Source organism: Streptomyces sp. NPDC090088 (genome assembly GCF_044747345.1).
Taxonomy (GTDB): Bacteria; Actinomycetota; Actinomycetes; order Streptomycetales; family Streptomycetaceae; genus Streptomyces.
In genome coordinates this window covers 97,510-114,991 of sequence record NZ_JBIVDZ010000006.1, presented here as the reverse complement: position 1 = coordinate 114,991, position 17,482 = coordinate 97,510, and the positions used below count along the sequence as shown (strand labels likewise).

The window sequence follows — 17,482 nt, the reverse complement described above, 5'->3', positions numbered from 1 at the left end:
CAAACAGGTTAAGCAGGGGGTACGACATCCCCACAGTCCGGAAGGTGTCAGCTCGAACACTCGTCGCCCAGAGTTCACCTTGGAGCCAGTATTGGTTCATTTGGGGTGGCAGAAACGGACGGACTGGGACCGGAACATGGGAGCGTGGGGTTCGCAGCTGGTTTCGGCCACGGGCCCCGGCCCCCGGAACCCCTGGAACACACGCACGAGAGGGAACCCTGATGCGGGACGCGTACCACGAGGAACTCGACTCGATCGGCGACAGCCTGGTCGACATGGCCCGTCTGGTCGGATCGGCGATCGGACGCGCCACGACGGCGATCCTCGACGGCGACCTGAAGCTGGCCGAGAGCGTCATCGAGGCCGACCAGAAGGTGGACGAGCTCCACCACGACCTGGAGGCGCGCGCGATAGCCCTGCTCGCCCGCCAGCAGCCGGTGGCGACGGACCTGCGGATCGTCGTCACCTCGCTCCGGATGTCCGCCGACCTGGAGCGCTCCGGCGACCTCGCCCAGCACGTGGCCAAGCAGGCCCGGCTGCGCTTCCCGGAGCGCGTGATCCCGCGCGACCTGGAAGCCACCATCCTGGAGATGGGCCAGCTCGCGCAGCGCCTGATGGCGAAGGCCGCCGAGGTCATCGTCACCAAGGACGTCGACCTGGCGCTCCAGCTGGAGCAGGACGACGACGAGATGGACCTGCTGCACCGCACGCTCTTCCAGCACCTGCTGGACGACCGCTGGCAGCACGGCATCGAGACGGCCGTCGACGTGACGCTGCTCGGCCGCTACTACGAGCGCTACGCCGACCACGCGGTCGCCGTCGCCAAGCGCGTCGTCTTCCTGGTCACCGGCGAGCACGCGGACGAGCTGCAGCCCGACATCCAGCCGGTGACGGGCGTCGAGGGGGCGTAACCGCCCGGCGGGCGGGGCTCGCGGGGTGCGGGGCGGGCGCGGGACACCACCATGCGCCGCCGTGCGCTGTTGATGCGCCCAGTGAAACGGGCATGGAATGGGCAAAGGCACCACGCCCTGCATCCAGGGCACCTAGGGACCTCTAGGAGGGATCCATGGCCGAATCCCCCAGCACCACGCCCGACCCCACGCAGCAGCACGAGACCGACCAGCCCGCCGAGATCAAGAACCTGCTGGTCATCGGCGCCTGCGGGTGCGGCTCGGGCTGCGGCTGCGGCTGCCAGTCGGGCAGCCCCTGCCAGTGCGGCTGAGCTCTTCCAGCACGGCGAAGGGCCCCGGACTCCGGTCCGGGGCCCTTTCGCATGCCGGGCCGCGAGCGCGGGCGCAGCATGGAGGAGAACGGAGGAAAGGGAGGGGAACGCAAGGGAGACGGCCAAGGCGAAGGAGATGTGACTGCCATGCCCCAGTACATGGACGTCCACAACGGGATGAAGGGCATCACCGCCGACATGCTGAAGGAGGCCCACGAGGCCGACCTCGCCGTCGAGAAGGAGGAGGGCGTGCACTTCGAACGGGCCTGGGCCGACCCCGCCTCCGGCAAGGTCTACTGCCTCTCCGAGGCGCCCTCGGCCGAGGCGGTCAAGCGCGTCCACGAACGCGCGGGCCACCCGGCCGACGAGATCCATCAGGTGCCGCTGTCGATCTGGTGAAGCCGCGCGAGCCAGTCGAGCAGGAGCCGGTTGACGTCGTCCGGCCGCTCCTGCTGGATCCAGTGCCCGCAGCCGTCCAGGAGGTGGGAGGAGACCAGGCCGGGAAGGGTGACGGGGTACGCCTCGACGGCGTCGGCCAGCCAGGTCGTCGAGGCGTCGAGGCTGCCGCCGGCGAACAGGGACGGCTGGGTGATCGGGGCACCGTCGTAGGCGGCGAGGTCCTCCCAGTCCCGGTCCATGTTCCGGTACCGGTTGAGCGCGCCGGTCAGTCCGGTGCGCTCGAACTCCCCGGCGTAGACGTCGAGATCATCCTCGGCGAGCCAGGCGGGCAGCCGCCCGACGGGGAACCGCTCCCGCATCGTCGCCCCCGCACCGACGAAGTGCGGGTCGGGCGCCCCCGGCCCGAGCATGGTGTCACCGGACAGAGCCGCGTAGAACCCCGCGAGCCACCCCCGCACATCGGGCTCGATCTCCCCCTCCGCGCGCCCGGGCTCCTGGAAGTACGGCACGTAGAACTCCTCCGCCCCGCCCTCACCACGGCCGGCACCCCTCATCCCGGCGAACACCTCACTGGGCCGAGGACCGCCCCGCGGGGTGTACGGCACGCTCAGCAGCCCCACCGCCCGGAACACCTCCGGCCTGAGCAGCGCGGAGTTCGCGGCGATCGCCGCACCCCAGTCGTGCCCGACGACCACGGCCGACTCCGCGCCCAGCGCCCGCACCACGAACGCGTTGTCCTCGACCAGCTCGACCATCCGGTACGCGTCGGTCCCGGCGGGCCTGAACGAACGCCCGTACCCCCGCACATCCACCGCCACCGCGCGATACCCCGCCGCAGCGAGCGCCGGCAGCTGATACCGCCACGAGTACCAGCACTCGGGAAACCCGTGCACCAACAACACGAGGGGCCCGGCCCCCTGCTCCACCAGATGAACCCGCCGCCCCTCCCCGACGACAACCCGATGCGTCCCCTCCGCACCCCGCCGCACCCACATACGCCCTCCTCCGTCTCGCGCCGATCGGCCCACCACCGATCATCCGAAGAACCCCACCCACCGTCCGAGCGCATTTGCCGATCCGGCAAACCCCGGCCCGGGCCGACACCATCCGTCCGCCTCCCGGCAAACCCTGTTGCCGTCGGCGCCGTCGATCGGATTCGATCGTCGGCATGACCGAGGGCGCCACGCTCGACATCGCCGACGAGCACATCGTCGGCAACCGGATCCTCCGCGGGATCATGGCCATCCGTGCCCACCTGGGCTGCTCGCTCCATGAGGGGCTCGACGTCTTCGTCGCGAGGTACACGGTGCTGCGGGAGGAACGGCCGGGTGACTTCACATGCGGTCATGCCGAGTACTGGGACGGCTTCTACTCGTAGTCCGCGGCCGGTGTCCGCGGCCGGTGTCTTGGGCCGGGGTTCAGTCGCCCGGGTGGCCCCAGAAGCAGATCTCCCGGGGGTTGCCGGCGTCGTCGTGCAGCACCGCGCACCGTCCGATCCGGCGTGACCGGGGGAAGACGTCGAAGTCCTTGACGTGTGCGCGGGTCAGCCTGTCGACCCCCAGCAGCTCCTGCGACTCCGCGGCCGTCACGGGCTCGACGGTGTTGCAGTCCGGGGTGTCGTCGGGTCCCAGGACGTGGAAGATGTCCAGGACCGCGGCCGTGGTTCCCGCTCCTCCTCCGGGCGCCAGTCGCCACCGTTGACCCAGTAGTGGTCGCCGGCTTCGAAGACCTCACACCTCAGCTGCTGCAGCGCGGCGTCCAGGTCCTCCTGGTACGGCACGCGGTACTCCCACCCCGAAGCCCCCACCGGTCCCCGCCCCTCTTCCCCTCTTGCGGTCCCCGCTCTCGGACCGGGGAAGCCAGCACCCGCCTCCGGCATCCAGGTCCTTCGCTCGGCAAGGCACGTCGTCAGGCGCGTCGTCAGGCGCGCCATCACACGCGTCGTCACACGCGTCGTCACGCGCGTATGTCGGCCTCCGCGACCCCCGTCGGCTGCGGGACCGGAGCCCGTCCGTCCGCGCGCGGCCCCCGCATGAGCACGCCGTACCCGAGCGCCGCTCCCGTGCCCAGCACCGCGCAGACCCCCCACAGCCACCGCGCGCCGAACCGGTCGATGACGACACCCGACATCAGCGGCGCGACGAGCGCGGCGGCGGACCAGGAGAGCGTGTACATCCCCTGGTAGCGCCCGCGCCCGTGGACGGGCGAGAGCCGCACCACCAGCCCGGTCTGGGTCGGCGCGTTGACGATCTCGGCGAGGGTCCACACGCACACGGTGAGCGCGAACACCCCGACCGACCCGGCGAACGCGGTGAGCCCGAACCCGTACCCCGCGAGAAGGGACGAGACGACGAGCAGGGACCGCGGATCCCGGTGCTCGATGACCCGGGTGACGGGAATCTGCAGGACGACGATCAGCACCCCGTTGACCGCGATGGCCATGCCGTAGGCGGCGGGCGAGAACCCGGCCTCCCCCATCGCCACCGGCAGCCCGACCGACCCCTGCTGGAAGATCAGGGCGACCAGGAAGGACAGCCCGACGACGGCCATGTACCGCCCGTCGCGCAGCACGGTCCCGAGGCTGACCTCGCTCTCCCTCGCGGCTTCCTTGGCGGTGCGCTCCGGCCGCGACTCGGGCAGCTTGACGTAGACGAGTACCGCGCAGACGGCGGTCATCGCGGCCTCGATGAGGAACCCGGCACGGTAGCTGACCTCGGCGATGAACCCGGCGCCCATGGAGGAGACGGCGAAGCCGAGGTTTATGGCCCAGTAGTTGAGCGAGAACGCCCGCACCCGGTCCCGGGGCTTCACGATGTCGGCCATCATCGCCTGCACGGCCGGCCGGGAGGCGCTGGAGGCCATGCCGACGAGGAAGGCGACCGCGGCGATGGCGACGGGATCACGCACGAACCCGAGCAGTGCGACGGCCCCGGCGGTGGAGCCCTGGGCGATCAGCAGCGTCGGCCGCCGCCCGAGCCGGTCCGCCATCACCCCGCCGCCCAGGGACGACACCACCCCGCCCAGTCCGTGCAGGGAGGCGACCAGCCCGGCGTACGAGGCGCTGTACCCCCGGTCCAGCGTCAGGTACAGGGCCATGTACGTGGCGACGAAGGCGCCCAGCCGGTTGACGAGGGTGCTGGTCCACAGCCACCAGAACTCCCGGGGCAGACCGGAGACGGTCTCCCGGACGGCGCGCCGAAGGGCGACGGACGACATGGTTCCCCCAGGGCGGGACGAGGCAGGACAGCACAAGACGTAAGAGGCAAAGGGCCGCTACGGAAGTTACTTCTACGACGCTCGCCTGAGCCACTCAATTAACAAATGCAGTCAACTGTCCGCCCCCTGGGACGGCCCGCAGGCGCCCGCACTCCGCCCCGAATACGTGGATTACGCTCTGACCCATGGCCGACGCACCGTACAAGCTGATCCTCCTCCGCCACGGCGAGAGCGAATGGAACGCGAAGAACCTGTTCACCGGCTGGGTGGACGTCAACCTCAACGAGAAGGGCGAGAAGGAGGCAGTCCGCGGCGGTGAGCTCCTGAAGGACGCCGACCTGCTCCCCGACGTGGTCCACACGTCCCTCCAGAAGCGCGCGATCCGCACGGCGCAGCTCGCCCTCGAAGCCGCCGACCGCCACTGGATCCCGGTCCACCGCAGCTGGCGCCTGAACGAGCGCCACTACGGCGCGCTCCAGGGCAAGGACAAGGCGGCGACGCTGGCCGAGTTCGGCGAGGAGCAGTTCATGCTCTGGCGCCGCTCGTACGACACCCCGCCCCCGCCGCTGCCGGACGACTCCGAGTTCTCCCAGGCCGCCGACGCCCGCTACGCGACCATCCCCCCGGAGCTGCGCCCCCGCACGGAGTGCCTCAAGGACGTCGTCGTCCGCATGCTCCCCTACTGGTACGACGGCATCGTCCCCGACCTCCTCACCGGCCGCACGGTCCTCGTCGCCGCCCACGGCAACAGCCTCCGCGCCCTCGTCAAGCACCTCGACGGCATCTCCGACGCCGACATCGCGAGCCTCAACATCCCCACCGGCATCCCCCTCTACTACGAGCTCGACGCCGACTTCAACCCCGTCACCCCCGGCGGCCGCTACCTCGACCCAGACGCAGCCGCCGCAGCCATCGAGGCGGTCAAGAACCAGGGCAAGAAGAAGTAACGCGAGCCAGAAAAGCCCCCTGCCTGCGGTTTTCCCGCGCGCAGGGGGTTATTTGTTGCACCTGGGCCGTCGCTGGGCCGTGCAAGGAATCCGGGGCCGCTGTCAAGCCTCCCCATGAGCCTCAGTGGTGGGCTACGTGACCGGTATGCTGATGCCACCTCACCTAAACCTCCCTCGAACTCGATGTGGCGGCACGCGAGTTCCAGACTCCGGCCCGAGAAGCGGGTCGGTTGGAGGAGGAGGGAGGTGGTAGAGGTGAGTCTTGAGAAGGACAGGCCTCGCAAGTGGTCCGGTGCCGAGAAGTGGCAGGTCTCGCTTGCGGGGGTCGGCCTACTCGTGGCCATCGCTACTGGCGTGATGCAGTTCGCTCGATGAGCGAGTCACGCGCGAGTACGGTCGGGATCGGGCGCTGTACGCACAGCGAGCCCGGTCTGCTCTCACGCGACCGGGCTCGCTGACTGCACGAGGGCCTGGATCTGGTTGCCGCCGGATCCGGGTCCTCAGTCGTTCTGCACTCTGTATAGCTTCTGAGAAGCGATCTAGAGCTAAGTAGAGCTAACTAGAGCTATCTGTAATCTCTCACGCACTGCTAATTCAATCAACTTTGTGAGCCTACTCGTGCTCTAGATCTCTCGTCTCTACTTGAACATCCACCCCGAACTGTTCGCCAGTGACTACCGGGAACAGGAGTATCTCTGATCGTTGCGGTGTGGTCATCCCCGCCGATCGAAGAGGGCAGTCACTGCCTTACGGGTGCGCTCCTGACTGGACGGCATGAGGTGCGCGTAGACGCGCAGCGTCAGACCTGGATCCGAGTGGCCGAGGTACTCGGCCAGAGCTTTGATGTTCTCCCCGGCGTCCAGCAGCAGCGACGCGTAGAAGTGCCGCAACGCATGCATGCCGTTCTCGCGCGACTCTGTGTACGCCCCGCCTGGCTCTCGCTCGGGGATGACACCGGCCGAGGCCGGAGCCCGCTTCCACACCTCCTCATTGAGCGATGTACGCCAGACGTGCCCGCCCCGCGGCCCGGTGAAGATCAGCCGCTTGGTCACCGGAGGCCCGTCGGCCACCTTCCACGGCAAGGTGATCTCGACCGGCGGGAACCGCTTCATGTGCTCGCGCAGCGCATCGGCCACCGGCCCGGGGAGCGGCACATCCCGCAGCTTTCCGCCCTTCGGCGGAGCGAACACCGCCTTGCTCCGACTCAGCTTGAGCTGCTGGACCACGTGAAGCGTGTCCGAACCGAAGTCGATGGCGTCGACGGCGACGCGGGTCTGCCGCACGATCGGGTGACATCTTGACCTGCCCCACCGTTTGGGCTCCAGGCTCGGTGGCTAACCGGCAGCTGGGGTGGTGTCGTTCTCGGAGAGTAGTTCGTACTCGATGGGGGTGCGGTAGCCCAGTGCCGAGTGTCGTCTCTGGCGGTTGTAGAAGATCTCGATGAACTCGAAGATCGCGTTGGCCAGTTCGACCCGGGTCTTCCAGCGTTTGCGGTTGAGCAGCTCGATCTGCATCGAGGACCAGAACGACTCCATCATCGCGTTGTCCAGGCCGTCCCCGACGGTGCCGAACGACGGCAGGAGGCCGGCGGAGCGGATCCGCTCCCCGAAGACCCAGGAGGTGAACTGGGTGCCGTGATCGGCGTGAACGATCCCGCCCGGCTCGGGGCGACGGTTGCGGATGGCCATGTCCAGCGCGTTGACCACGAGGGTGGAGTCCTGCCGTGAGTCGATGGACCAGCCCACGATCCTGCGGCTGAACGCGTCCAGGACCGCCGCGCAGTACACCCACCCTTCCCTGGTGCGGTGCTGGGTGATGTCGGTGACCCACAGCTCGTCGGGACGCAGCCGATGGAACTTGCGATTGACCAGGTCCTCGGCGGTGACGATGCCACGCAGCCGCTTGATGCGCACCGGTCCGGGCAGTCCGTGGATCCCGGCCTGTGTCATCAGTACCGACACGGTCCTGGAGCAGACCCGGATGCCCATGCCCAGGGTGAGTTCGGCGTGGATGCGGCGGTAGCCGTAGGTGCCGCGGGAAGCGACGTGGACCTCTCGGATCAGCCCGGTCAGCCAGTCCCGCCGCAGCTGCCGTGGAGTGGTCGGTGTGCGCTTGTGCTTGTAGTAGTTCTGCCGGGCGACGCCAAGGATCCGGCAGCACCTGTCGACCGGTGCCCCGGCACCGACGAGTCGGTCGATCACCGGGTAGAGCCTTTTGGGCGGGGCTTGTCCTCGCCGAGGAACTTCGCCGTCTGCCGGACGATCGCCAGCTCGGTTTCCAGCTCACGGATCCGCCGGCGAGCGGCCCGCAACTCAGCGGACTCGCTCGACGGGGTTCCCGGTCGCCGCCCGTTGTCGATGTCGTCCTGCCGCAACCACTTCGACAACGTGACGGGATGGATGCCGAGCTCCACCGCTGTCTGTCTGGCCTGCTTGCCGGCGCGGACCAGCGCGATGGCGCGAGCCCGGAACTCCGGAGGATAGGGACGAGGCATGACTGCCAGCCTTCCGTGAAGGGCTGTCAGTTAGCCACCAGAACTGGAACCCCAGAGGTGAGGCAGGTCAACCTCACCCCAACCTGCATCAGACCCGGCACCACGCCCTAGGCGATGGCAATGATCGTCAGCGGCTAGGGACTCATGCCAGCTTGGCGGGACAGTGTTTGGCAGCCTCAGCAGCGAAAGTGCAGAGCTTGCCGATGAACTCCAGATAGCTGTCGGGTACCAGCCCGTCCTTGCTCGGCGGCCCGTCGATCCACTGCTGCCAGAGTCCGTCAGGCGCGAGGAACTGGGCCGCGCGGTCAGCACCGAGCTTTGCATCGAGCAGCAGGAGGGCACCGAGGGCGGATGCCTGGTCGTAGTAGAGGTCGGGGCGGCGCAGGTAGCAGTCGAGGTAAGCGACCAGGAGGTCAGCGTCAGCTCGGGTGCCAAAGGTGGCCAGAGCGGCGCAGTACGCCGTCCCCGCGTAGGGCCCTTCACTGGCGAGCAGGAGTTCGCCGAGACGATCCCGGAACTCGGATCTGCCGGCCACGGCGATGAGCCAGGCTGCCGTCTTGCGTTCGCGCCAGCCGCGGTCGAGTAGCGTGTTCAGTTCGCGAGGAGTGATCTCTCCAGCGGCCTGGCCCAGCTTCCGGAGGAACTTGGTTCGGTCGCGTCCGCTCATCCCGAGAAGGCTGCCGCCGAGTTTGAGGTACCGCCGGTCGGGCGTGACGTAGCGGCGGATCACCTTCAGCGGCTCTTCCTCGTCGTCTGCGCGGCGCATGGCAGCATCCTCGTATGGACGAAGCTGTCAGACCAGCAAATTGGCAGGTGGGGCGCCGCAGGCCCGCGTGCCCCTCCTGCTCAGTTTCCGTCTCATTCAGCCCCGTTCACAGCCGTTCAGCCGAGACCGCGAGCCGTCACTGCGCCGAGGGCCAGCCGCCCATGAACGCAGGTGAACGCCCCTGAATCCGCCCCGTCACCCCACCACCACAGTTGAAATTGGAAAGCGTGTTACTCACGTCCCAAAGGCGACGGCGACGACGCTCGAAAGGCAGGCCTCGTTGCCGCCCGAGTCTCCGTACGTAGGTACAGCGGAGGCGCGCACGTCTGTCCGAGCCACTGCCCGTACGCCCATGCGCCAGTCCGTGATGGGAGACGGCAGCCCCTCAGGCGGTCATGCTGATTACTTCCATCCAATTCGGGGTGATTCGGTAGGGGGAAGGTACTTATGCCACCTATACGTCTTTCGCGAGGTGCTGTGATCGGCGCGGCCTGGACATTGGCCGTGAGCGCAGCGATCGTCGTTCCCATCGGAGGCGCCACACCGGCCGCCGCAGCCAATCCGTGGACGTGTCCTGCGGGTGGCGACCCCAGCTTGTGGGATCCGCGCTATACGTCGACCGTTGGTACGGCTGAAGTCTGGTGGCGGAAGATCGAACTGCGCTACCACAGCGGTACCCGCTGTGCGTGGGGGCGGATCTCCAACGGCTCGCCTGGCGACCCGGTCTGGGTGGACTGGTCTGCCAACGGGGGACAAACCTGGAAGCAGTTGGATGTGACCAAGATCCCGAGGGGTGGCCACGAGGTACACACGGTCGCTCACAACGACGCCGGGTATGTGATGCGCGCATGCGGCAAGGCAGGTAACCGCCGCGAAATCGTCTGCACCCGCTGGTACTAGATCGTCTGTCGCAGGCGCGGGTAAGCGCCACCGGGCTAGGACAGGGCGATAGGGGTTCCAGGTGTAGGTCCTAGCCACCGGGGACTGTTGCTGTGTACAGCAACGAGGTACAGCAACCCCACCAACCGCCAGCACCCGGCACCGGCCGTCACGCCCCTCCTCGTAACCCGTATGACCTCCAATGACCGACCTCTACAGAGCTACGGATCAGAACGTGATGCCCTCGATGCACTAGGTGCCAAGGGCATCGCGACCGGTATTCATGCGACCTGCGACCACGGTCCGTTGGTGTCGGACTTCGGGATCCAGAGCAGCGGTTGACTCGTGCGGCAGTAGTCGTCCGCTCCGTCTTCCCAAGGGAAGCGTCCGGCCTTGTCGGGCCAGAACAACTGAGTGACGGGCAGCGGAGGGGCTTGGTAGAAGTCGATGCCGGCGCCGAAGAGACCCTGATACCAGCTGGGGTGAACAGGCCGCACAGCAACGTTGTAGCCGTTCAGGACGTCGTCTCTGCGCTGGTCCGGCTCCAGCGGGAGGCCACCGCGGATCCCAGCTCCAGCCGCATTTACCACCGGCATCCCGACGTCCAGTCGCAGGCCGAAGACACAGACCTCCGGACTGCGCAGCGTGTGCCACAGCCCGATGGAGTAGGCCCAATCGGCGGGTGCATCGTCGCCAGCACCAACGCCCATGACGTGCCAACCGAAGTCGGTGACGCTCTGGGCTATTCGACCGTCTCGCTCTTCCCAGGCCTGGCCATCTGCGGGCGGTGCGCAGAGGAGGCAGAAGCAGGGGGAATCGTCCATCCGAGGAGGGTAGATCAGGGTGGAGCCCGGGCCGTCTCTGGGCCGTCCGAGGTCGCTCGACAGTGGCCAAGGACGACCAACGACAACCACCAGGCGCACGAGCCAACCGCCCCTGAGCAGCGATAACACAGGTCACCAAGATCCCTGACAACACCCAGGGCAAGAAGAAGTAGTCCGACGCCCGCAAGCCCCCTGCCCGTGGGTTGTCCGTCGGTGGGGGGCTTGTCACTGTGCTGGGGGTGGTGGCGGTGGGCTGGCTTCGAGGCGCAGTTCTGAGTGGACCTGGGCCTGTGGTCTTGTCCGGGCTCGGTGGGCGAGGTCCTCGAAGTAGACCATCGCCTTGGTCGTCAGCTCGCGCTCTCGGTAGAAGTAGGGGGCCAGTACTTCCCACATGTTGACGATGTTGGGCCCGTACGAGCCGATGATCAGCCGCTCGTCCACGACGCCGTGCGCGACCAGCTTGCCCACGTCGTCGTAGAAGAGGCCCACGAGACGGATGCGCCGTAGGGCCTCGTCGGGCAGGCTCCGGTATCCGGACTCCGGGGAGTGTTCCCGGGCCAGGTCCGAGCCGATGTACTCGATCGCGCGGGAGAACTCGGGCTGCCTGGTCTCTCGGAAAAGCTCCACCACGACGGGCAACACGTTTGAGTTGTCGGCGAGTCGAAGCTGCCGCGCGGATACGGCTGCGGAGGTGGCGAGCGATATCACGGATATGGCCAGCGCTAACACCGTCGATGCCACAGAGAGGCTCATGGGTCGCAGGCTAGCCCCGTCCGCTCACGACTTGAGGGCATGGCGTGGGCCGTGGCACCGGGGGAGCGGCGGCGGAGCGCTGTGTGGCACGATCTGCCGGGTGGAGTGGGTGACTCTCGTCGGGACGGGCCTCGGAGCGGTGCTCGGTGTCGGGGCGACGCTCGCCGGCGAGCAGTTGCGTTGGCGGCGATCCGTTCGGGACAACAGGCTTCAGGACCGCCGGGACATGTACGTGGACTGTCTGGTCGCTCTCCGCCGGGCGCATGAGGCCATGCGGCTGGCCGCCGACGAAGACCACGTCGACCCGCAGACGAGGGCGGCCAGGATCCGGCAGGCCTTCCAGACGTCGGGGTGCGACGAAGCGCGTGAGCGGCTCATTCTCATGGCGGACTCCGAAGTGTCGGACGCCATAGACGCTTCGTACCGCTCACTGCGCCGGGTCCGCGAAGCGCTGGCGTCCGGATGCACGGTGGCTTCCGAGGAGTACCAGGCTGCCAGGCAGGCGCACGGAGACGCGACCCGGGCGGCCCGCACGGTCCTCCGCCAGGACCTCACCGCCCTGGAGAACTGACCAACTCCCGCACGGCCGTCCCCGCCAGGCCGCGTCGAAGGCCGCCACAATGTACGGGTGACCGGCCCCGGAGCGTGCGTGGTCAGTGTTTCCGAGCGTGCGGTGCGGTGCCGGGTGTGCTCTCGTCTCTGCGCGACGCCCAGCACGCGGGAAGTGGTCGTCCGCCACCGCACTCGCCGGTGGTCACGGCAGCGGCCCCCGCCCTCTGGGGGAGCGAGGGCAGGGGCTTGGGGTGCTGCTGGTGGCGCTGGGGTCAGTTCGTGCAGCCCGGGATCGTAACCGGGTTCGGGACGCAGTTCGTGGGGATGTTGTGGGTGATGGTGGAGTCCGTGAGCGTGATCGGGACGTTCGTGCGGAGGCCTCCGGGCGCTGCCGTGGAGGCGTTGTTGCGGACGTAGCTGTGGTCGAGCGTGAGCAGTCCGAAGTCGTTGAAGATGCCGCCGGCCTGGGTCGGGTTCGTGGTGGAGGTCCGGCCGTTCGCGCTGTTGCGGATGACCTTGCTGCCCTTGAGGTTGAGCACGCCGTTCGTCGTGGAGTTGTAGATGCCGCCTCCGTCGCCGCCCGGAGCCGCGACGACGTTGCCGCTGACCTCGGACTTGTCCAGCGTCAGGCTGGTCTCGTTCACGATCCCGCCGCCCGCGAAGCCGGTCGTGTTGTTCGCGATCTTGCTTTCGCTGATGTTCGTCGTTCCGCCGAAGTCGGCGAGACCGCCACCGCGGACGGTGGCCGTGTTGCGGCTGATGATGGTCGCGTGGATGGTGGCGGTGCCACCGTCCTGGTCGATGCCGCCACCTTGGATCTGCGCGTGGTTGCGGCCGAACTCGGAGCCCTCCACGACCAGCGTGCCCTCGCTGAACAGCCCGCCGCCGACGGACGCGTTGTTGAACCCCACCCAGCTGCGCCGGATGACCGCCGTGCCGCTCGTGGCCACCGCGACACCGCCCCCGCTCACGCTGGCGGTGTTGTCGATCACGTCGACTCCCGACAGCTTCAGCGCGCCCCCGCCGTCCACGAGGATGCCTCCGCCGTTGCCGGTGCCGGTGAGGGCGATGGTGGCGTTGCCACCGCGGACGGTGAGGTCCTGTAGGCGGAGGTTGCCGCCGCTGAGGACATGGAAGATCCGGAACGCGGGCGTCGCGCTCCCGTCGCGGACGATCGTCGCGCCGTTGCCGCGGATTGTCAGCTCCTGGGAAATGGGCGGCAGGCCCTCACCGGTACTGAAGGGGGTGGTCAGGTGGTAGGTGCAGTTGCGGGCGAGGGACAGGGTCTCCCTCGGATCCGCGCCGACGATGGCGGCCGTCAGAGCGGCCGTGCTACAGGAGACCGGTGTCGACGCGTCGTCGCCGGCGACCGCCGGGCCCGCCGACACGGACGTGAGAATCGCTGCCGCGGCCGCGGCCATGCTGGAGAGTCTGATGTATCGCATGACTCTGAGATGCGACATTCAAGAAGAGGTCGGTCAGATTAAATGACCTGATCACCCGGTCACGCCATGTGATTCCTTCGGTCGGCTCAGCCGACGCCGGAGTGTCACAGGCCGCGCCGGTCGTGCCGGTCGCGCGGGTCTCATGGATGCATCCGGGCGCCCTTGAGCACCTTGTCCACCGCGTTCCGCGGCCCGTAGACCGACAGGCCCACCACGTCCAGCTCCGCCGTGGGCACGACCCGCACCGCCGCGCGGTTGTCGTGGTCGTTTCCGGTCGAGAACAGGTCCGCGGTGAAGAGGGCGCGGGGCAGGGCACAGCTCAGGGCCCGGTCGTGGGCCGCCTTCAGCGTCTCCTTCGTGCCCTCGAAGACCAGCACCGGCTGCCGGAACATCGGCAGGTACGCCACCCCGTCCGCGTCCTCGTACGGCTCGCCGACCACCTCGGGGATCGTGGCGCCGAGGCCGCTGACCAGGAACGCGGTCACGTTCAGGCGCTGCCAGGGCTCCAGGTCCGCGCGCAGCAGGACGGCGATCTTCGTGTCGAAACGGAGGGGTTCAGTGCTCATGGGACGAGACTGCCGGGCGTCGTACGACGCCGTCTTGTACGTTCTTTGCATGGCCGCCCGGCAGCCCATCACCCAGGAAGTACGGGAAGTACGGCAAGTACAGGAAGTCACCGCCTGGCGTCCGCGTGTCCCGGGCGTCACCGAGGTCTTCCACGCGCACTTCACCGAGTACGCCTATCCGATGCACGTCCATGACGCCTGGACGCTGCTCATCGTGGACGACGGCGCCGTACGGTACGACCTCGACCGGCACGAGCACGGCACTCCGGACGACACCGTGTCCCTGCTGCCCCCGCACGTCCCGCACAACGGCTCCCCGGCCACGGCGGACGGCTTCCGCAAGCGGGTGGTCTATCTGGACGGGACGCTGCTCGGGGACGAGCTCATCGGCGCCGCCGTGGACGGCCCCGACCTGCGGGACCCGTTGCTGCGGCGCAGGGTCGGGCAGCTGCACTCCGCCCTCGCCCACCCCGGCGAGGAGCTGGCGGCCGAGAGCCGGCTCGCCCTGATCGGCGAGCGGCTGCGGGGCCTGCTCCGCCCCCGGCTGGTGGCCGAGCGGCCGGCCGGCCCGGCCCTCGCCCGCTCCCTCCGCGAGCTGCTCGACGAGCGCGTCGCCGACGGGCTCACCCTGGAGGAGGCCGCCCGGCTGCTGCACGCGCACCCCGCCCATCTGGTACGGGCGTTCAGCGGCGCGTACGGCATCGCCCCGCACCAGTACCTGATGTCCCGCCGGGTCGGCCGGGCCCGCCGGCTGCTGCTCGACGGCCTACCGCCCGGCGAGACGGCCGCCGCCACCGGCTTCTACGACCAGGCGCACCTCACCCGGCACTTCACGAAGCTGGTGGGGGTGACCCCGGGGCGCTATCGCGTGAGCAGCACGCGGTACCTCACGTGACGTCGACGAAGTCGCCGGCGGAGGTCGCGCCGCCCGTGGTGGAGGTGGCGCCGAAGGTCCAGCGGTAGTAGCCGTCGGCGGACGCCTTGACCGTGGTCCGCAGGGCACCGGCGGAGTCCGCCCGCACGGTCTTCAGCGTGGTGTACGTGCCGCTGCCCTTCTTGCGGAACTGCAGCTTGGCCGCCTTGCCGCCGAAGCCGACGTACTCGTGCTTCACCCAGTCCGCGCGCGTGATCGCGCCCTTCACGGTGAGCGTCCCGCCCTTGGCCACCGGCTCGGGGGTGGCGTTGGCGGTGACCTTGGCGGCCCGCTGGACCTGGACGGTGCCGAGGCCGGTCAGGATCTCCTGGCTCTTCAGCCCGCTGCCCGACCAGATCTTCGCGCCTGCCGCGATCTTCCAGGTCGTCGCGTCGTTGTCGGAATCCAGGGTCGAGCGCGGCTCGATGTACAACCGGCCTCCGCAGTCGGCGGGCTGGGAGCCGTTGTCGCCGCAGCTCACGCTGTCGAAGTAGATCCCGCCGTGCGCGGCGCCCTTGGCGGCCGTGGTGTCGTGGTAGAGGAACGGGAGCACCTGTGCGTCGGCGAGCTTGACGCCGGACGGCCAGGTCATCCGGAAGGTGAAGCCGGGCTTCACCGTCGCGCTGGTGCCGACCACGACGGGTTTGCCGTTGTTCACGACCATCTTGGTCACCGTGATCCCGGTGTCGGCCGCCGCCGCGGACGGCACCGCGAACGCCCCCAGGGCCAGCGCCCCCACGAGCACCACCGCCGAGCCTGATGACCTGCCTGCGCGCATGCACACCTCTTCGAGAACGAGGAGAGAAGGTGAACCCCGGGTGGTCCCCGGGGCTACGGCAGGCTAACAAGAACGGAGTTGGCGCTGCGCCGCGTGCAGGTTCCGGGGCCGTACCGCGTCCCAGGTGCCGTACAGCTCCAGGCGGGAGTGCAGGTCGCCGGTGAAGTCGGGTACGTCGATCTGGTCGAAGTCGGTGACCGTGTTGAGGCCGACGGTCGCGGAGTACGGGGCGAGGCCGTCCAGCCTCATGAGGCCCGCGCGGCCGTTGGTGACCCGGACGTTCCAGTGGGTGAACCGGGCCCCGAACAGCGGCCCGGCGTTCGCGTCGCCGCCGTGCCGGCCGTTGTTGTCCACCGTGATGTCGGTGCGGACGTTCGCGAAGGGCAGGCCGCGGTGCGAGTCGAAGGTGCCCATCCGCATGTCGCCGCGCGACCACACGTTGTACGACGACAGCCCCTCCACGTTGATGCCGTGCAGCTGGGTGTCCGACGGCGCCGGGACGGTGCGTTCCTCGATCGTGAAGTCCTCGATCAGGTTGTCGTGCGAGCCCTCGCGGCAGAAGTACGGGTGGTGTTCGCCCCGGCCGCCGACCCGGGTGCGGCGCAGGGTGCAGGCGGAGGCGGCGACCAGGCCGAAGCCGTTGTCGACGTTGCGGACCGTGACGTCGTCCACCCAGCAGTCGTACGCGCATTGCAGGACGACCCCGTTGTAGCCCTTGTCGAGGAGGTGCGGGGACTGCGGGGTCTCCATGATGTCCAGGGTGAGGCCCTCGACGCCGGATCCGGTGAGTTCACGGACGTGGGTGGTGAGCAGGGGGTTCCACTCGGGGCGCAGGTCGACCGGGAGCGGCCGTTCCAGCGTCACCCGGCGACCGCGCACGGCCACGATCCGGACGGGCCATTCGTAGGGGACGTACGACAGCAGCTTGGTCTTGTCCTCCCAGTAGTACGACGCCGGGCCGGGGCCCCCGCCGGACATGTGCTGGAGGAGGGTGTGGGCGGGGTCGTCGGCGACGCGGAGCAGGACCAGGCGGCCGGGGCGCAGACGGGCGGGGTCGGTGACGGTGACCGTACGGTCGCCCTGGCGGGCGGGCGCGAGAGGGGTCAACTCCTCCCATTCGTCGCGCTTGTTGCCGGTCCAGCCCTCGAACGGCCAGGCCTGCGCCCTGATCGCGGCCGTCAGCGAGTCCCAACGGGCCTTCGGCGCCAGCCAGATGAGGCCGCCCGCCCAGGACCACGCCGACTTGGTGCCGCCGTAGCGGGAGCCGTACGGGCCGATCAGCTCGGTGAGGTTCTTCGTCGCGTACAGGGTCGTACGGCCGCTGCCGGCGCCGCGCAGCACCACGTTGTCGTAGCCGATCAGGATCAGGCCGTCGATCCGGAAGGTGCCGGGCGGGATGGTGACCGTGCCACCGCCGGCCCTGGCGGCAGCGGCGATGGCACGGTTGATCGCGGGGGCGCAGTCGGTGACGCCGTCGGCCACCGCGCCGTACGCGCGGACGTCGGCCACCACGGGGAGGCGGCGGATCCGGGCGGCCCCGGCCCGGCCGACGTACGGGATCTGCGGGTGGGTGAACGGGGTGCGGGTGAACTCCCGCCACAAGGAGGGGACTTGGATGTCGGAGGCGTGGGCCGTGCCACCGCCCGCCACTGCGGTCGCGGCCACCGCCGTGGCGCCGGCGAGCAGGGTCCGTCTGGTCATGCCGTGGTGAGCGGTACTCATTCCGTA

General features: G+C 68.9%; 18 protein-coding genes and 2 pseudogenes. 8 read left to right on the top strand and 12 right to left on the bottom strand.

The window, feature by feature from the left end; translation table 11 throughout:
• Positions 1–221: 221 nt before the first annotated feature.
• From phoU to ACIPSJ_RS28325, 3 genes are all read left to right on the top strand, one after another.
• Positions 222–911, top strand: coding sequence for a phosphate signaling complex protein PhoU (phoU, locus tag ACIPSJ_RS28335; RefSeq protein WP_359207602.1), 690 nt, complete (start codon positions 222–224; stop codon positions 909–911).
• A gap of 155 nt (positions 912–1,066) precedes the next feature.
• Positions 1,067–1,222, top strand: coding sequence for a hypothetical protein (locus ACIPSJ_RS28330; protein ID WP_177233040.1), 156 nt, complete (start codon positions 1,067–1,069; stop codon positions 1,220–1,222).
• A gap of 147 nt (positions 1,223–1,369) precedes the next feature.
• The gene (locus tag ACIPSJ_RS28325) at positions 1,370–1,621 is read left to right on the top strand and encodes an SCO4226 family nickel-binding protein (protein WP_355725780.1); all 252 of its coding nucleotides are present in this window, start codon (positions 1,370–1,372) and stop codon (positions 1,619–1,621) included.
• On the opposite strand, the gene ACIPSJ_RS28320 is transcribed toward ACIPSJ_RS28325, so the two are convergent.
• A complete protein-coding gene (locus ACIPSJ_RS28320; RefSeq protein WP_401350291.1) occupies positions 1,597–2,616 on the bottom strand; it encodes an alpha/beta fold hydrolase in 1,020 nt (339 codons plus the stop codon). The two genes, ACIPSJ_RS28325 and ACIPSJ_RS28320, sit on opposite strands and share 25 nt — an antisense overlap.
• A 173-nt stretch (positions 2,617–2,789) precedes the next feature.
• On the opposite strand from ACIPSJ_RS28320, the gene ACIPSJ_RS28315 reads away from it, so the two are divergent.
• The gene (locus ACIPSJ_RS28315; RefSeq protein ID WP_359207608.1) at positions 2,790–2,999 is read left to right on the top strand and encodes a hypothetical protein; all 210 of its coding nucleotides are present in this window, start codon (positions 2,790–2,792) and stop codon (positions 2,997–2,999) included.
• A gap of 40 nt (positions 3,000–3,039) precedes the next feature.
• Here the strand turns inward: ACIPSJ_RS28315 and ACIPSJ_RS28310 are convergent, their stop codons facing one another.
• Both ACIPSJ_RS28310 and ACIPSJ_RS28305 read right to left on the bottom strand, forming a co-directional pair.
• On the bottom strand, positions 3,040–3,210 hold the full coding sequence (locus ACIPSJ_RS28310; protein ID WP_401350288.1) for a hypothetical protein: 171 nt from the start codon (positions 3,208–3,210) through the stop codon (positions 3,040–3,042).
• 367 nt (positions 3,211–3,577) lie between these two features.
• Positions 3,578–4,837, bottom strand: coding sequence for an MDR family MFS transporter (locus ACIPSJ_RS28305; protein WP_401350285.1), 1,260 nt, complete (start codon positions 4,835–4,837; stop codon positions 3,578–3,580).
• Between the two features lie 185 nt (positions 4,838–5,022).
• Here ACIPSJ_RS28305 and ACIPSJ_RS28300 point away from each other — a divergent pair, with 185 nt between their 5' ends.
• Complete coding sequence (locus tag ACIPSJ_RS28300; RefSeq protein WP_359207617.1) at positions 5,023–5,784, top strand: phosphoglyceromutase; 762 nt, start codon at positions 5,023–5,025, stop codon at positions 5,782–5,784.
• A gap of 713 nt (positions 5,785–6,497) precedes the next feature.
• Here ACIPSJ_RS28300 and ACIPSJ_RS28295 read toward each other — a convergent pair.
• From ACIPSJ_RS28295 to ACIPSJ_RS28285, 3 genes and pseudogenes are all read right to left on the bottom strand, one after another.
• A pseudogene (locus ACIPSJ_RS28295) lies at positions 6,498–7,052 on the bottom strand (tyrosine-type recombinase/integrase); the annotation flags it as partial.
• 66 nt (positions 7,053–7,118) lie between these two features.
• Positions 7,119–8,278: pseudogene (locus tag ACIPSJ_RS28290) on the bottom strand (IS3 family transposase).
• A 142-nt stretch (positions 8,279–8,420) separates the two neighbouring features.
• The gene (locus ACIPSJ_RS28285) at positions 8,421–9,044 is read right to left on the bottom strand and encodes a DUF6000 family protein (protein ID WP_401350282.1); all 624 of its coding nucleotides are present in this window, start codon (positions 9,042–9,044) and stop codon (positions 8,421–8,423) included.
• Between the two features lie 504 nt (positions 9,045–9,548).
• Between ACIPSJ_RS28285 and ACIPSJ_RS28280 the strand changes: the two genes are divergently transcribed.
• Positions 9,549–9,944 carry a hypothetical protein gene (locus ACIPSJ_RS28280; protein WP_393665470.1) on the top strand — a complete coding sequence of 132 codons (396 nt, stop codon included), beginning with the start codon at positions 9,549–9,551 and terminating at the stop codon, positions 9,942–9,944.
• Between the two features lie 260 nt (positions 9,945–10,204).
• Here the strand turns inward: ACIPSJ_RS28280 and ACIPSJ_RS28275 are convergent, their stop codons facing one another.
• Both ACIPSJ_RS28275 and ACIPSJ_RS28270 read right to left on the bottom strand, forming a co-directional pair.
• A complete protein-coding gene (locus ACIPSJ_RS28275; protein WP_401350279.1) occupies positions 10,205–10,747 on the bottom strand; it encodes a DUF4262 domain-containing protein in 543 nt (180 codons plus the stop codon).
• Positions 10,748–10,972: 225 nt separating this feature from the next.
• Positions 10,973–11,377 (bottom strand): hypothetical protein, encoded by a 405-nt coding sequence (locus ACIPSJ_RS28270; protein ID WP_401350276.1) that lies wholly within the window; start codon positions 11,375–11,377, stop codon positions 10,973–10,975.
• Positions 11,378–11,438: 61 nt separating this feature from the next.
• Between ACIPSJ_RS28270 and ACIPSJ_RS28265 the strand changes: the two genes are divergently transcribed.
• Complete coding sequence (locus ACIPSJ_RS28265) at positions 11,439–12,071, top strand: hypothetical protein (RefSeq protein WP_401350274.1); 633 nt, start codon at positions 11,439–11,441, stop codon at positions 12,069–12,071.
• A gap of 253 nt (positions 12,072–12,324) precedes the next feature.
• On the opposite strand, the gene ACIPSJ_RS28260 is transcribed toward ACIPSJ_RS28265, so the two are convergent.
• The gene (locus tag ACIPSJ_RS28260) at positions 12,325–13,497 is read right to left on the bottom strand and encodes a hypothetical protein (RefSeq protein WP_401350271.1); all 1,173 of its coding nucleotides are present in this window, start codon (positions 13,495–13,497) and stop codon (positions 12,325–12,327) included.
• Positions 13,498–13,637: 140 nt separating this feature from the next.
• Entirely contained in the window at positions 13,638–14,063 is a 426-nt protein-coding gene (locus ACIPSJ_RS28255) for a DUF2000 family protein (protein ID WP_401350268.1), read from the bottom strand.
• A 49-nt stretch (positions 14,064–14,112) separates the two neighbouring features.
• On the opposite strand from ACIPSJ_RS28255, the gene ACIPSJ_RS28250 reads away from it, so the two are divergent.
• Positions 14,113–14,958 (top strand): AraC family transcriptional regulator, encoded by an 846-nt coding sequence (locus tag ACIPSJ_RS28250; RefSeq protein ID WP_401350266.1) that lies wholly within the window; start codon positions 14,113–14,115, stop codon positions 14,956–14,958.
• Here ACIPSJ_RS28250 and ACIPSJ_RS28245 read toward each other — a convergent pair.
• Both ACIPSJ_RS28245 and ACIPSJ_RS28240 read right to left on the bottom strand, forming a co-directional pair.
• On the bottom strand, positions 14,951–15,754 hold the full coding sequence (locus tag ACIPSJ_RS28245; protein ID WP_401350263.1) for a hypothetical protein: 804 nt from the start codon (positions 15,752–15,754) through the stop codon (positions 14,951–14,953). The two genes, ACIPSJ_RS28250 and ACIPSJ_RS28245, sit on opposite strands and share 8 nt — an antisense overlap.
• 63 nt (positions 15,755–15,817) lie before the next feature.
• Positions 15,818–17,476 carry a glycosyl hydrolase family 28-related protein gene (locus tag ACIPSJ_RS28240; RefSeq protein ID WP_401350260.1) on the bottom strand — a complete coding sequence of 553 codons (1,659 nt, stop codon included), beginning with the start codon at positions 17,474–17,476 and terminating at the stop codon, positions 15,818–15,820.
• Positions 17,477–17,482: the final 6 nt, after the last annotated feature.

Excerpts from the sequence above, each read along its gene's own strand:
- ACIPSJ_RS28260 (WP_401350271.1), bottom strand. The coding sequence starts at position 13,497 with ATGCGATACATCAGACTCTCCAGCATGGCCGCGGCCGCGGCAGCGATT.
- ACIPSJ_RS28245 (WP_401350263.1), bottom strand. The coding sequence starts at position 15,754 with ATGCGCGCAGGCAGGTCATCAGGCTCGGCGGTGGTGCTCGTGGGGGCG.
- ACIPSJ_RS28285 (WP_401350282.1), bottom strand. The coding sequence starts at position 9,044 with ATGCGCCGCGCAGACGACGAGGAAGAGCCGCTGAAGGTGATCCGCCGC.
- ACIPSJ_RS28275 (WP_401350279.1), bottom strand. The coding sequence starts at position 10,747 with ATGGACGATTCCCCCTGCTTCTGCCTCCTCTGCGCACCGCCCGCAGAT.
- ACIPSJ_RS28320 (WP_401350291.1), bottom strand. The coding sequence starts at position 2,616 with ATGTGGGTGCGGCGGGGTGCGGAGGGGACGCATCGGGTTGTCGTCGGG.
- ACIPSJ_RS28300 (WP_359207617.1), top strand. The coding sequence starts at position 5,023 with ATGGCCGACGCACCGTACAAGCTGATCCTCCTCCGCCACGGCGAGAGC.
- phoU (WP_359207602.1), top strand. The coding sequence starts at position 222 with ATGCGGGACGCGTACCACGAGGAACTCGACTCGATCGGCGACAGCCTG.
- ACIPSJ_RS28240 (WP_401350260.1), bottom strand. The coding sequence starts at position 17,476 with ATGAGTACCGCTCACCACGGCATGACCAGACGGACCCTGCTCGCCGGC.
- ACIPSJ_RS28330 (WP_177233040.1), top strand. The coding sequence starts at position 1,067 with ATGGCCGAATCCCCCAGCACCACGCCCGACCCCACGCAGCAGCACGAG.
- ACIPSJ_RS28305 (WP_401350285.1), bottom strand. The coding sequence starts at position 4,837 with ATGTCGTCCGTCGCCCTTCGGCGCGCCGTCCGGGAGACCGTCTCCGGT.
- ACIPSJ_RS28315 (WP_359207608.1), top strand. The coding sequence starts at position 2,790 with ATGACCGAGGGCGCCACGCTCGACATCGCCGACGAGCACATCGTCGGC.
- ACIPSJ_RS28325 (WP_355725780.1), top strand. The coding sequence starts at position 1,370 with ATGCCCCAGTACATGGACGTCCACAACGGGATGAAGGGCATCACCGCC.
- ACIPSJ_RS28250 (WP_401350266.1), top strand. The coding sequence starts at position 14,113 with ATGGCCGCCCGGCAGCCCATCACCCAGGAAGTACGGGAAGTACGGCAA.
- ACIPSJ_RS28255 (WP_401350268.1), bottom strand. The coding sequence starts at position 14,063 with ATGAGCACTGAACCCCTCCGTTTCGACACGAAGATCGCCGTCCTGCTG.